The 12,631-nt window shown below is 66.1% G+C and carries 13 protein-coding genes; 6 read left to right on the top strand and 7 right to left on the bottom strand.

From position 1 onward, the window contains the following. Positions 1-8: 8 nt before the first annotated feature. Positions 9-1,067, bottom strand: a complete 1,059-nt coding sequence (locus ACSFA7_RS05305; RefSeq protein WP_435498409.1) for a tetratricopeptide repeat protein — start codon at positions 1,065-1,067, stop codon at positions 9-11. A 214-nt stretch (positions 1,068-1,281) separates the two neighbouring features. On the opposite strand from ACSFA7_RS05305, the gene ACSFA7_RS05300 reads away from it, so the two are divergent. From ACSFA7_RS05300 to ACSFA7_RS05290, 3 genes are read left to right on the top strand one after another with little or no spacing between them, the layout of a single operon-like run. Next, the gene (locus tag ACSFA7_RS05300; RefSeq protein ID WP_435498408.1) at positions 1,282-1,743 is read left to right on the top strand and encodes a (2Fe-2S)-binding protein; all 462 of its coding nucleotides are present in this window, start codon (positions 1,282-1,284) and stop codon (positions 1,741-1,743) included. A gap of 4 nt (positions 1,744-1,747) precedes the next feature. Then, the gene (locus ACSFA7_RS05295; RefSeq protein WP_435498407.1) at positions 1,748-3,916 is read left to right on the top strand and encodes a xanthine dehydrogenase family protein molybdopterin-binding subunit; all 2,169 of its coding nucleotides are present in this window, start codon (positions 1,748-1,750) and stop codon (positions 3,914-3,916) included. Continuing rightward, positions 3,916-4,530, top strand: coding sequence for an Isoquinoline 1-oxidoreductase subunit (locus tag ACSFA7_RS05290; RefSeq protein WP_435498406.1), 615 nt, complete (start codon positions 3,916-3,918; stop codon positions 4,528-4,530). The genes ACSFA7_RS05295 and ACSFA7_RS05290 overlap by 1 nt, the downstream gene beginning before the upstream one ends. A 12-nt stretch (positions 4,531-4,542) precedes the next feature. Here ACSFA7_RS05290 and ACSFA7_RS05285 read toward each other — a convergent pair whose 3' ends face one another. Both ACSFA7_RS05285 and ACSFA7_RS05280 read right to left on the bottom strand, forming a co-directional pair. Continuing rightward, positions 4,543-5,019 carry an OsmC family protein gene (locus ACSFA7_RS05285; RefSeq protein ID WP_435498405.1) on the bottom strand — a complete coding sequence of 159 codons (477 nt, stop codon included), beginning with the start codon at positions 5,017-5,019 and terminating at the stop codon, positions 4,543-4,545. A 30-nt stretch (positions 5,020-5,049) separates the two neighbouring features. Beyond that, a complete protein-coding gene (locus tag ACSFA7_RS05280; RefSeq protein ID WP_435498404.1) occupies positions 5,050-5,889 on the bottom strand; it encodes a helix-turn-helix domain-containing protein in 840 nt (279 codons plus the stop codon). A gap of 119 nt (positions 5,890-6,008) precedes the next feature. On the opposite strand from ACSFA7_RS05280, the gene ACSFA7_RS05275 reads away from it, so the two are divergent. From ACSFA7_RS05275 to ACSFA7_RS05265, 3 genes are all read left to right on the top strand, one after another. After that, positions 6,009-6,983 carry a Bug family tripartite tricarboxylate transporter substrate binding protein gene (locus ACSFA7_RS05275; RefSeq protein WP_435498403.1) on the top strand — a complete coding sequence of 325 codons (975 nt, stop codon included), beginning with the start codon at positions 6,009-6,011 and terminating at the stop codon, positions 6,981-6,983. Then, on the top strand, positions 6,983-7,828 hold the full coding sequence (locus tag ACSFA7_RS05270; protein ID WP_435498402.1) for a PhzF family phenazine biosynthesis protein: 846 nt from the start codon (positions 6,983-6,985) through the stop codon (positions 7,826-7,828). Before ACSFA7_RS05275 ends, ACSFA7_RS05270 begins: the two co-directional genes overlap by 1 nt. Before the next feature lie 169 nt (positions 7,829-7,997). Beyond that, on the top strand, positions 7,998-9,500 hold the full coding sequence (locus tag ACSFA7_RS05265; RefSeq protein ID WP_435498401.1) for a KAP family P-loop NTPase fold protein: 1,503 nt from the start codon (positions 7,998-8,000) through the stop codon (positions 9,498-9,500). Between the two features lie 55 nt (positions 9,501-9,555). On the opposite strand, the gene ACSFA7_RS05260 is transcribed toward ACSFA7_RS05265, so the two are convergent. The 4 genes from ACSFA7_RS05260 to cbiB are packed head-to-tail and all read right to left on the bottom strand — an operon-like array spanning position 9,556 to position 12,614. Then, positions 9,556-10,284 (bottom strand): LrgB family protein, encoded by a 729-nt coding sequence (locus tag ACSFA7_RS05260; protein ID WP_435498400.1) that lies wholly within the window; start codon positions 10,282-10,284, stop codon positions 9,556-9,558. Beyond that, positions 10,281-10,634 (bottom strand): CidA/LrgA family protein, encoded by a 354-nt coding sequence (locus ACSFA7_RS05255; protein ID WP_435498399.1) that lies wholly within the window; start codon positions 10,632-10,634, stop codon positions 10,281-10,283. Before ACSFA7_RS05255 ends, ACSFA7_RS05260 begins: the two co-directional genes overlap by 4 nt. A gap of 4 nt (positions 10,635-10,638) precedes the next feature. Next, the gene (locus ACSFA7_RS05250) at positions 10,639-11,649 is read right to left on the bottom strand and encodes an aminotransferase class I/II-fold pyridoxal phosphate-dependent enzyme (protein WP_435498398.1); all 1,011 of its coding nucleotides are present in this window, start codon (positions 11,647-11,649) and stop codon (positions 10,639-10,641) included. After that, positions 11,646-12,614, bottom strand: a complete 969-nt coding sequence (gene cbiB / locus ACSFA7_RS05245; RefSeq protein ID WP_435498397.1) for an adenosylcobinamide-phosphate synthase CbiB — start codon at positions 12,612-12,614, stop codon at positions 11,646-11,648. The genes ACSFA7_RS05250 and cbiB overlap by 4 nt, the downstream gene beginning before the upstream one ends. Between the last annotated feature and the right edge of the window lie 17 nt (positions 12,615-12,631).

Raw genomic sequence — 12,631 nt, 5'->3', positions numbered from 1 at the left:
AAGCGTCGTCAACGCCGTGGCGCGGATCCGAGCTCCTTCAACGCCTGCCTTGCATCCGCGTCGCCCTGCGCCGCTGCCTTGCCCAGCCATCCAGCCGCCTTGCGCCGGTCCTTGGCAACGCCCATGCCGTCCCGGTACATCAGGCCGAGGTTGTACTGGGCCAAGGCGTCGTTCCGTCCGGCGGCCTTGAGGAACCAGGCGCGGCCCTGTGCAAAGTCCCGGGCCGTACCGGAGCCATCGGTGTATGCCGCGCCGAGCGGTACCTCCGCCTCCGCAAAGCCCTGCACCGCGGCGGCGCGCCACCATTCGAAGGCCTTGGTGTCGTCTTGCGCGACGCCCAGCCCGTCCTTGTACATCAGCCCCATCGAGTACTGCGCGCCCGCCAGCCCCTGTTCGGCGGCCTTGAGGTACCAGGCGGCGGCTTCGCGCAGATCGCGCGCCACGCCCGAGCCATCGTGGTAGGCCAGCCCCAACGAATACTGCGCATCGGCCAGGCCCTGCTGCGCCGCCTTGCGGTACCAGAGCGCCGCCTCGGCGGCGTCCTGCTTCACGCCGATGCCGTTGCCCAGCACCGTCGCCAGGTTGAACTGCCCATCCACATCGCCCTTCTCCGCCGCCTTGCGATACCAGGCGACGGCCTGGGCCTTGTCCTTTGCCACGCCGCGGCCGTTCTCGGAGACGACGCCCATCATGTTCAGCGCAGGGGCATGGCCCTGATCCGCGGCCTTGCGGTACCAGCGCGCGGCCTGCGACTCGTCCTTGCGCACGCCTGCTCCTTCTTCGAACATCAGGCCGAGGCTGAACTGGGCGCGGGCATCGCCACGCTCGGCGGCAGCGCGATACAACCTCGCAGCCTCTCGCACATCCTTCGGCGTGCCCTGCCCCTTCTCGGTCATCCGTGCAAGGCAATAGGCCGCGCCGGAATCGCCGCCGGCCGCCCGCGCACGGAACTGGCCTGCTGCGGCGGTGAGGTCGCCCATTGCGCAGGTGTCCGGGGCATCGCTGGCATGCACCGCCATCGGTGCTGCAACGAGCAGGCCCAGACACACCAGAATTCCTCGCCGCATTGTTCGCCCTCCGTTTTCAATGACACGCCCTCGTTCGCGAAGGGCCGCCTGTGTGCGAAGCATCATACGAAGCAGTGAGCACGCCAAGCCCTCGTCCGACTTGCTTCGGCGCTGTAGAACAGGTACACCAGCCTGGGCTGGCCCTCTCATGCGAAAACGCGCGAAGGCGAAGCCCGGTAGTTCTTTCTATCTAGCCACCCAACGAAGGGGAGCCATGATTCATCAGATCCAAGTGAACGGAAAGACGCGGCGCGTCGACGTGGACGACGACACGCCGCTGCTCTGGGTCCTGCGCGACCACCTCCAGTTGACCGGCACCAAGTTCGGCTGCGGCGTGGCCCAGTGCGGCGCCTGCACCGTGCACATGGACGGGCAGCCGCTGCGCTCCTGCTCGATCCCGGTGTCCGCGGTCGGCAAGCGCGCCATCACCACCATCGAGGGCGCGACCAGCCGCGAGGCCAAGGCCGTGCAGGCCGCATGGATCGCGCGCGACGTGCCGCAGTGCGGCTATTGCCAGTCGGGCCAGATCATGAGCGCGGTCGCACTGCTCAAGGAAGTGAAGAAGCCGACCGACCGCGACATCGACCTCGCGATGAACGGCAACCTCTGCCGATGTGCGACCTATGTGCGCATCCGCGCGGCCATCCATGACGCGGCGCGTGCGCTGCAGGGGTGATGCAATGAGCACGACAAGCACTCTCTCGCGCCGCACGCTGCTGCAGGCCACCACCGGCCTGCTGATCGGCGTCTACCTGACGCCCGCCACCCGTGCCGCGCAGGCCACCGCCTCCAAGGCCAAGGCCGCCGCGCTCGCACCCAACGCCTTCGTGCGCGTGTCCACCGACAACACCGTCACCGTGCTCGTGAAGCACATCGAATTCGGCCAGGGCCCGATGACCGGCCTCACCACGCTCGTGGCCGAGGAGATGGACGCCGACTGGTCGCAGATGCGCGCCGAGCACGCACCCGCCGACGCCAAGCTCTACAACAACCTCTCCTTCGGCCCGCTACAGGGCACGGGCGGTTCGAGCGCCGTGGCCAACTCGTACGAGCAGATGCGCAAGGCCGGCGCGGTCGCGCGCGCGATGCTGGTGCAGGCCGCCGCGAACGCGTGGAAAGTACCAGCCTCCGACATCGCGGTGGAACGCGGCGTGCTGCGCCACGTGGCCTCGCGCCGCCAGGGCCGCTTCGGCCAGTTCGCGGTGGCCGCGTCGAAGCTGCCCGTGCCGCAGGACGCGCCGCTCAAAGACCCGTCCTCCTTCCGCCTCATCGGCCGTGAAGGCGCGGTGAAGAAGCTCGACGTGCCCGGCAAGACCAACGGCACCGCGCAGTTCGGGATGGACATCCACGAGCCCGGCATGCTCACCGTCGTGGTGGCGCGGGCGCCGCGCTTCGGTGGCAAGGTCACGTCGTTCGATGCGACGGCCACGCGCGCGGTCAACGGCGTGGTCGAGGTCAAGCAGATCTCCGCCGGCGTGGCCGTCTACGCGAAGGACACCTGGTCCGCCATCAAGGGCCGCGAGAAGCTGAAGATCGTGTGGGACGACGCGGCCGCCGAGAAGCGCAGCAGCGCGCAGATCGTGGAGGACTACCGCCAGCTCGCGCGCTCCCCCGGCACCGTGGCCGCGAGCCAGGGCGACGTCGCATCCAAGGTGGCCGGCGAGCGCGTGGTGGAAACCGAGTACGTCTTCCCCTACCTCGCGCACGGCCCGATGGAGCCGCTCAACGGCTTTCTCGTGTGGGACGGCCAGCGCGTGAAGGCGCGCTACGGGAGCCAGATCCAGACGCTCGATCAGATGCAGATCGCCAAGGTCTTCGGCATCAAGCCCGAGGACGTGGAGATCCAGACCATGCTCGCGGGCGGCAGCTTCGGGCGGCGCATCGACCTGGGTCACGACATGATCCTGGACCTGGCCGAGGCCGCCAAGGCGCTCGGCCCCAACAAGCCGGTGAAGATTGTCTGGACGCGCGAGGACGACATCACCGGCGGCTTCTACCGCCCCGCCTTCGTGCACCGACTGCGCGGCGTATTGCGAGACGGGAAGGTGGCCTCGTGGAGCAACACCATCGTGGGCCAGTCGTTCGTCATCGGCACTGCCTTCGAGGGAATGATGAAAGACGGCATCGACGGCACCATGGTCGAGGGCGCCAAGAGCATTCCTTATGACATTCCCAACTTCCGCTGCGACGCGCACATCGCCAAGGGCAGCGTGCCGGTGACCTCGTGGCGCTCGGTGGGCAGCACGCACACAGCCTACGCCACCGAGTGCTTCATCGACCAGTTGCTCGAGACAGCCGGGCTCGACCCGGTCGACGGGCGGCTCTCGCTCATGGGCAAGTCAGCGCGCCACGCGGGCGTGCTGAAAGCCGTGGCTGAGATGGCGAAATGGTCGTCGGGCACCCAGCCCGAGCGCGGACGTGCGCGCGGTGTGGCGGTGGCCGAATCCTTCGGCACCTACGTCGCGGAAATCGCCGAGGTCTCGATGAGCGAGAACGGCGAGCCGCGCGTGCACAAGGTGTGGTGCGCGGTGGACTGCGGCACGGTCGTCAACCCCGACATCGTGCGCGCGCAGATGGAAGGCGGCATCGGCTTCGGGCTCGGCCACATCCTCTACGCGCAGGTGAGCCTGGACGAAGGGCGGCCGGTGCAGCGCAACTTCAACACCTACCGGTCGCTGCGCATCCAGGAGATGCCCGAGATCGAGGTGAGGATCATCGATTCGAAAGAGAAGCCCACGGGCGTTGGCGAACCGGGCGTGCCACCGATCGGACCGGCGGTGGCCAACGCGCTGGCGCGGCTCGGGAAGCCGCGGCCCTCGCAATTGCCGATGGTCAGGGGGGACGCATGATGAAGCGCTTCTTTTCTTTCTCCGCCGCCCTGCTCTCGCTGGTGTTCGCCGGCCATGCCTTCGCGCAGCTCGCAACGCCGACCAATCCCGTCACGCTCAAGCCCGCATCCGAGTTCGACCGCATCGAGAACAGGCAGGACCGCGCGGCCGCCCTCTTCATCGAGGCCGGCAAGGTCATCAACAGCCCGCGCTGCCAAAACTGCCACCCCGGCGGCGAACGCCCCACGCAGACCGATGCGATGAACCCGCACCAGCCCTGGGTGATACGCGGCGCCGATGGCTTCGGTGCCCCAGGCATGCGCTGCGCCACCTGCCACCAGGCCGCGAACTTCGAAAGCTCGGGGGTGCCGGGCCATCCGAAGTGGCACCTGGCGCCGGCCTCTATGGCGTGGCAAGGCAAGTCGCTCGCGCAGATCTGCGAGCAGATCAAGGACAAGTCGCGCAACGACAACATGGACCTCGCCGCGCTGGTGAAGCACATGTCGGAAGACACGCTGGTCGGCTGGGCCTGGAAGCCGGGGGCGAACCGCACGCCGGCGCCGGGGACGCAGGTGCAGTTCGGGGCGCTGATTCGGGCCTGGGCGGAGGCTGGGGCTTATTGCCCGAAGTCCTGAGGCTTCACCGCCTCACTCGGCCGCGGCATACACCGGCTCGCACCGCACATCGGTCTTCACCGAATTCGCGATGAAGCACTCCTCATGCGCGCGATGGTGCATGTGCGCGATCTGCTCGCGCGTCGGCAGGTTCTCGCCCGAGAACGTCACCTCGGGCCGGAGCGTGACCACGGTCATGGCCATCTTGCCTTCTGCGTTCTTCTCCATGATGCCGCTCGCCGCATCGAAGTAGCGGTCGACGCAGAACTTGCGCTTCACCGCCATCGTCAGGAACCAGAGCATGTGGCAGCTCGACAGCGACGCGACGAAGGCTTCTTCCGGATCGACCGCCGAGGCATCGGAAAACGGCAACGGCACCACATGCGGCGACGAGGAGCCCGCCCACTCCGCGCCGCCGTCGAAGCGCAGCGAGTGCCTGCGGCTGTAGGTGTTGGCGAGGAAATCCTGGTCGCCCCGTTGCCACAGCACTTCTGCGGTGTATTCGGACATGGTCGTTGTTCTCCGTGATGAGGTGTTCGTTCAGGGGCGCGGCGCGGAAGCGCGGATCCGCGCGGCGGTCACGGCCCAGGCCTTGCCGAGCATGCGCGAGAGGTAGGAGCCCGACTCCCACCCCACTTGCTGCGCCACCGAGAGCACCGAGTCGTCGGTGCTCTCCAGCAGGTAGCGCGCGCGCTCCAGGCGCTTGCGCTGCTGGAATTCGAGCGGCGACACCTCGAACGCGGTCTTGAAAATGCGCTCGACCTGCCGCCGCGAGAGCCGGTGCCGCTCGGCGAACGCATCGAGCGAGAGCGGGCGTGCGAGGTCGGCTTCGATGTCGTCGGCCAGCAGTGCGGCGAGCACCTGCGCGGGCGCGCCGCGGTCGTTCGGCTGCACGAGCGGGTGGGCCGTGAGCCGCGCCGCCTCCATGACCAGTGCGCCGCAATGCGCGACAACGCGTTCCTCGGTCTCGCCCGCCTGCGCCAGCGACAGCATCTGCTGCGACAGCGCGGTGAGCGCTGCGCTGCCGGCGCGCATGCCCTGCACCGGTGCGTGGACGCCCTGGGCGCGCAACGCCATGTCCCAGAACTCGGAATCGACGTACACCGCGACATGCGTCTGCCGCAGCGTCTGCGCGCTCGTCGCGTGGGCGGCACCGGCAGCGAACCAGAGGAAGTGACCGGGGGAAGACTGCAGCGGATCGCCCTGCGCATCGACGATGTCGAAGCGGCCCGCGAGCGGCACGAAGAGCATGTCGCAATCGTGTGCATGCGTGCTCGTTGCGTAGCCCTCACGCGCGTTCGCCACCATCGTCGCCTTGTGGGCGAGCCGGTCGATGAACGGCGAAATCCGCAGGCCGGGCTGGGCGTCTCTCGATGGCATGAGCGGGATTGTCGCCAATGTCGCTTTCGTGCGCGCGAATGTCGCGATCCGGCGCACCCCGAGGGGCGCCTTCGACAAGACTAGCCCGCATCCCCTCGTCGATCCTGCAAGGAACCTTCATGAATCCCTCGTCCCTCGTGCGCGCCGGCCTCCGCCTGGCTGCGGCCGGTGTGCTGACAGCCGCAGCGGCCGCCCACGCCGCCTACCCGGCCAAGCCGATCACCATCGTCGCGCCCTTCCCCGCGGGCGGCGGCACCGACGTGATCTTCCGTTCGGTACAGGTGAAGCTGCAGGCCGAACTGGGCGTGCCGGTGATCATCGACAACCGCGCGGGTGCGGGCGGCACCGTCGGCACGGGCTATGCGGCCAAGGCCTCGCCCGACGGCTACACGCTCGTGGCCGCGACGACCACCACCATCGCCTCGGCGCAGGCCGTGTATCCCAAGCTGCCCTACGACCCGCTGGCCGACCTCACGCCGGTCGGCACGCTCGGCACCACGCCTTTCGTGCTGGTGGTGTCGCCCGCGCTGCCGGCGCAGAACCTCGCCGAGTTCATCCGCTACGCCAAATCCAAGCCCGGCACGCTCAACTACGGCAGCATCGGCAACGGCACCGCGAGCCACCTGGCGGCCGAGCTCTTCAAGCAGCGCACCGGCGTCGACATGACGCACATCCCCTACCGCGGCGCGGCGCCCGCGCAGACCGACCTGATGGCGGGCCAGATCCAGGCACTGTTCGACAACCCGGTGGCGCTGGCGCCGCAGGTGCGCGCCTCGCGGATGCGCGCGCTGGCGATCAGCCAACCCTCGGCGGTGTTCCCGGAGTTGCCGACCTTCGAGGCCTCGGGCATCAAGGACTTCAAGCCCGAGCTCTGGTACGGTCTGATGGCGCCCGCTGCCACGCCGAAGGACGTGCTGCAGCGCCTGCGCACCGCCCTCGACAAGGTGCTGCAGGACCGCAACCTGCGCGCCGACATGCTCTCCAAGGGCGTGGCCCCGCAAAGCCTGAGCCCTGAAGCGTTCGCGCAGAAGATCCGCGCCGACATCGCGCTCTGGGGTGGCATCGCCCGCGCCGTCAATGCGAAGGCCGACTGATGACGATGCAGCTCGTTCGCGTATTCGCCCTGCCCGGCGCCGACACCGGCGGCAATCCGGCACCCGTCTGGCTCGGTGCCGACGACATGACCACCGCGCAGATGCAGGAACACACGCGCCTGAGCGGGCACGAGTCGGTGTTCGTGCTGAAGCCATCGAGCGCCGACCACCAGTTCCGCATGCGCTACTTCGTGCCGCGTCACGAGATGGAGATGTGCGGCCACGCGACCATCGGTGCGCTGTGGCTGCTGCACGAGCGCGGCCTCTGGAATGGCGCGCCGGTGGCCGTCGAGACCTTGAGCGGAACGGTCGAAGGCCGGTATGTGCAGGGCACGGTCGAGATCAGCCAGCCGCGCGCCCAGGTGCAGGTTGTGGGCGACGCACTGGTGCAGGAGATCGCGCGCTGCCTCGGCGTGGCGATGCGGCAGATCGTCGGCCCGGTGCTCAATTCGGCGACGAGCCGCGTCAAGACGCTGGTCCGCCTCGAAAGCCTCGATGTGCTGCACACGCTGCGCGTGGACCTGGGCGGCGTCGAGGCGCTGTGCGACCGGCTCGAATCAACCGGCCTCTACCCTTTTGCACTCGCCGACAGCGACGGCCCGGTCGTCAGCGCGCGGCAGTTTCCGCGCTCGTCCGGTTATCCGGAAGACGCTGCCACCGGCATCGCTGCCGCCGCACTGGCCTGGGGTCTGCGCGAGCAGGCGCTGGCGGGCGATGCGGCCACGCTCGTGACGGTCCGGCAAGGCGAGGCGATGGGCTCGCCCTCGATGATCGGCGTGCGGCTTCCCGCCCGTGGCGGGGAAGCGCAAGGCTGCTGGCTGCGCGGCGAAGCGCGGGCGATGTGAGCATAGGGCCCAAAACAGCTTTGCTCTCCTACCTGCAGTCCTACCGCCCAGATTCGAAAAATTTCTCTTCCATTAACTGGAGTTTGTTCATCCATCAATAACGAAAACCCGGATCACCAAACATGGTGTACTTGAAGTCGCTCGCAAAATACCTCCGGAGATGAATTGCATGACCGATGGCACGGATGTCACCCCCTTAATTTGGACAGGCGACGCCATGAACAGGCGTCCTCACGCAGTTTTTCTCACGAGATATATCGAGAGTCGAATGGCCGAACCAAATAGCACCCTGACTATTGCTTTGGATGCCGATTGGGGAGCGGGGAAAACCTTCTTTGTCCAAAAATGGGTAGATGATCTCAGAGCAGATGGTCGTGGAGCGCTAGTTTTTGATGCGTGGAAGAACGACATGTCGTCAGACCCCGTGCTGGGATTTATGGCCGAGCTGCAATCTGGGATGCAGGTACTACGCAAGAAGGTCCCCGCAACTTCAAAAGCGTCGAAAGCCATTACCAACACCGCCTCAAGTATGTTTAAAGCAGTCCGAAAGGCGGTAGTTCCCGCTACTACGGTCTTGGCGGGTGGCTTACTCAAGAAGGCCACGGGGATAGCCGCTGACGAAATGTTGGAGGCAATCAAGGGAAACACAGACGCCATCGATTTCGATCTTGGAAAGATGACTGAAGCAGCGGAAGCGGAGTTAGAGAAATCGCTAGACCTATTTTTCAAGAGAACTCTCGAGGATCATCGCGCGAGGACGGCTGCAACGGCTACCTTCCGACTTGCTTTGCAGACTTTGGTTAAACAATTGAGAGAGGCAGATGCGATCCGTGGGCCACTCTATGTTTTTGTAGACGAGTTAGATCGCTGCAGGCCAGACTACGCAATTCGCCTGCTCGAGGGAATCAAGCACCTTTTTGCCGTTGAAGGTGTTGTTTTCGTCATTTCTACAAACATGCGCCAGCTATCAAAATCTGTTCAGGCGGTCTACGGACCTGGATTTGATGGCTCAATGTATTTACAGAGATTCTTTGATTTTGAATCATCCCTTCCCACGCCTGATAACTACAGTTTTGCACTGAAGCTTATTCGATCCATGCCAGCAATAGGAAGCGGTCAAATTGACTTTGGCCTCCAGGACGTGGCATTGAAAAAAAATGAGCCCGCAGCTGTAGTTTTCTCGGCAATTGCAGATTCCTTTGAGCTACCGCTTCGAACCCAGCAAGTAGTATTCATGATGTCGTCCGCAGCAGTGACAGCGATTGCGCCTGCGAGCCCAATTGCACTCATATGGCTTTATTTTCTAGTCGCACTTCGACAATCTCGCCGCGATGATTTTGATCAGATCACGAAAGGTAGCGTAGGAGTCACCGAGTTTGGCACCTTGCTAAGCCGTATTGGAAAAGCGAATCGCATTGCTTTCCCTTATAGCATTCTAAACTCGCAGCGTAGTAACTACGAACAACGGACAGTTATTTTATCAGCCTTGATACGCTGGTATTTTGAAGCAGCCACGACTGAATATGACGGTTTCCTAGCTCGGGCATCGCAGGCTACGAATTACCCCGACACCCTTGGAACTCTTCACTTAAAAAGATCGACGAAGCGAAATGATCGAAGTATCTTGTTTGATTACTTTGACGCGGTAAGCAGTGCAGGTCTGCTCGGATAACTTGCTGGGCGCGTCGATTCGTTTTTTTGAGTTTTAGATAAGCTATTCGTTAACGTTAGGCCACGAGCAGCTTGACCAACAACGGCACCAGCAGCGCCGTCGCGATGCCGTTCAGCCCCATCGCGAGCGCCGAGAACGCGCCGGCCGTTTCATTCACCTGGATGGCCCGCGCCGTGCCGATGCCGTGCGCCGCCATGCCGACCGCAAAGCCGCGCACCGCGGGCTCCTTGATGCGCAGCAGGTTCAAGAGGCCGGTGGCCATGATCGCGCCCGAGATGCCGGCCACCGCTGCCGCCACCGCGGCCAGCGACGGCAGGCCGCCGATCTTCTCCGCCACGCCCATCGCGATGGGCATGGTGGCCGACTTCGGTGCGAGTGACATGATCAGTTCGTGCGATCCGCCCAGCGCCCACGCGATGCCGATGGCCGAGACGATGGCCGCCACGGAGCCCATCAGCAGCGCCACGCCGATCGGCAGCCACAAGCGCCGCAGCCGCGCGATCTGGCCGTAGAGCGGCACGGCCAGCGCCACGGTCGCCGGGCCGATCAGGAAGTGCACGAACTTCGCGCCTTCGAAATACGTGTCGTAGGGCGTGCGCGTGACGAGCAGCACCGTCACGATGACGACGACGGAGATCAGCACCGGATTGACCACCGGGTTCGCGCCGCTGCGCCGGTGCAGCCACAGCGCGCCCAGGTACGCGAGCAGCGTGAGCGACAGCCACAGCAGCGGCGACTGCGCAAGAAAAACCCAGATCTCGGAGAGCTTTGCCGGCGCGGTCATTCGGCGTTCTTCCCGGTGACGCGGATCATCCAGCGAAAGGTGAGCGCAGTAACGGTCATCGTGAACGCCGCACCGACGATGCCGGCCGCGAGGAACGGCAGCCACTCGCGCCCCACCCGCTCGAAATGCAGCATGACGCCGGTCACGGCCGGAATGAACAGCAGCATCAGGTTGCGCAGCAGATGGCCCGAGGTATCGGTCAGCGCCTGCGGCACGCTGCCGCGCACAAGCAGCGCGATGAACATCAGCACCATGCCGATCAGCGGACCGGGAATCGGCAGGCCCAGCCACTGAACGAGCAGTTCGCCGGCCAGTTGGCAAAGAAAGAGCGAGGTGATGGCGTAGAGCATGTTTTCAATCTTCGGGGCAAGCGGCTGCGCGTGTCCAGGCTTGCTTCAGCGCCTGTTGGCTCTGCGGCGGCAGCACGCCGAGGCGCACGTGGCCTGGCAGGCCGAAGGAGGCACAGTCGCGCAGCTTGATGCCGTCCGCACGCAGGGCCGCAGCCAGCCGGGGGTATGGCGTGTCGGTGCGGGCGCAGAAGAAATTGGCGTCGCTGGGGAGGCACTGCCAGCCGAGCGATTCGCAGAGCGCGCGCTGTTGCGCCTTCCAGCTTCGCAAGGTCTGCAGGCTTTGCGCGAGCCAGCCTTGTGCTTCTTCGCCGGTCCAGGTTTCGAGCAATGCCACGCCGTGTGCGCCGATCGGCCATGACGGTGCGAGTCGTTCGAGCCGCTGCATCAGAGACTGGGCAGTGGCGTCGTCGGGTGCGATCGCATAGGCGGCACGGATGCCGGTGAGGCCCATCGCCTTGTTCGGCGTCCAGAGTTGCCAGACGCGGTTGCGCTGCGCGGCATCGAGCGACGCCTGGCCTTCGAGGCGCAGCGGTTCGTAGGCCATGTCGAGCACGCAGGCGCTGCTGGATTGCGCATGCAACGCGAGATCGGCCTGTGCCTGCCCGAGCGGACTGGATGGCTCGCAGCACCAGTGCAACGCAGCGCCGTGGTGCGGCTCGGGCGCACGCGACACCTCCAGCCCCCAGGCTTGCGCCGCACGCTCATAGTCGCCGTAGCTGTGTACAGGCAACCAGACCTGCCGGCCGCCGCGCTGTGCGACGGCCGCGCTGATGCGATGGATGAATTCGCTCGCACTCGCGGCGATCACGATGCGTTCGCCCGCGACACCATGAAATGCTGCGAGCCTTTCACGCAGCGACGTGTAGCGCGGATCGGGATAGTGCGCAGCGTCGACCGCGCGCAATGCGGCCACCGCCGCCGGACACGCGCCCACCGCGTTGCCATTGGTAGAGAAATCGTGCGGCGCGGCGCCGGTCTCGTCGGGGCCGCCGTGCAGGGCATCGGCGAATGTCATGGCCACCTCGCCATCGCAAGGATCGCCACCGACGCGACCACCGCCCACGCCAGCACCGCCCTGCCGCCCAGCACGGCGGTGCGGTGCGTGTCTGCCGCCGCGGCTTTGCGCCCCTCGCCGTTCAAGGTGTAGACGCCGGGCTTTGCCAGCCGCACGCCGACGAGCAACGCCATCGCCGCCATCGGCCAGCCGCTGTTGGGCGACGGCGTGCGGCGCGCCTCGCGGCCCAGGTCCCTCGGCCATCGCCACGCCGCCAGGGTCAGCAGCAGCACGGTGATGCGCGCCGGAAGCCACGAGAGCACATCGTCGGCGCGGGCGGCCCATTTGCCGAGCCAGGTCCAGTCGCGGCCGTTGCGCAAACCGCGGTAGCCCCACATCGCATCGGCCGTGTTGGCAAAGCGGTAGAGGGCCGCGCCCGGCAGGCCGAGCAGCACGAACCAGAACAGCGGCGCCACCAGCGAGTCGTTGAGGTTCTCGGCCAGCGATTCGATGGCGCTCTCGCGCACCTCGCGCTCGCTGAGCGCGGCAACATCGCGGCTTACCAGGCGGGACAGTTGCGCCCGGCCCGCGTCGAGCGACACGGCCAACGCCGCCTCGACCGCGAGCACTTCGTCGCGCAGCATCCGCCATGCGAAGAGCGGCTTGAGCAACAGTCCCAGCAGCACGGCCGCGGCCCATGCGGGGAGATGCAGCGTGGCGAGCGATTGCAGCAGCAGCGCCACGCACCAAACCGTCATGCCGCCGACGCACCACGTCAACGTGCCGATGAAGAACAGCGGCAGGTCCACGCGCTTCACCCGGTGGGGCTCCGGCGCGATGTGCAAGCCGATCCAGCCAAGGTACTGCCCCATCCACACCACTGGATGCAGCCGCGCCGTCGGCTCGCCCAGCCAGCGGTCGATGGCCAGCGCGAGCCAGAGCGCCGCGACGGCGACGAGGACATGGGCGAAGGAGATAGCTGGCATGGGGGCCGTCATTCTCG

Origin of the sequence: Variovorax trehalosi (genome assembly GCF_051216415.1) — a bacterium.
Classification (GTDB): Bacteria; Pseudomonadota; Gammaproteobacteria; order Burkholderiales; family Burkholderiaceae_C; genus Variovorax.
Note: the sequence above shows the minus strand (reverse complement) of the source record. Positions and strands in the feature narration are given on the sequence as shown.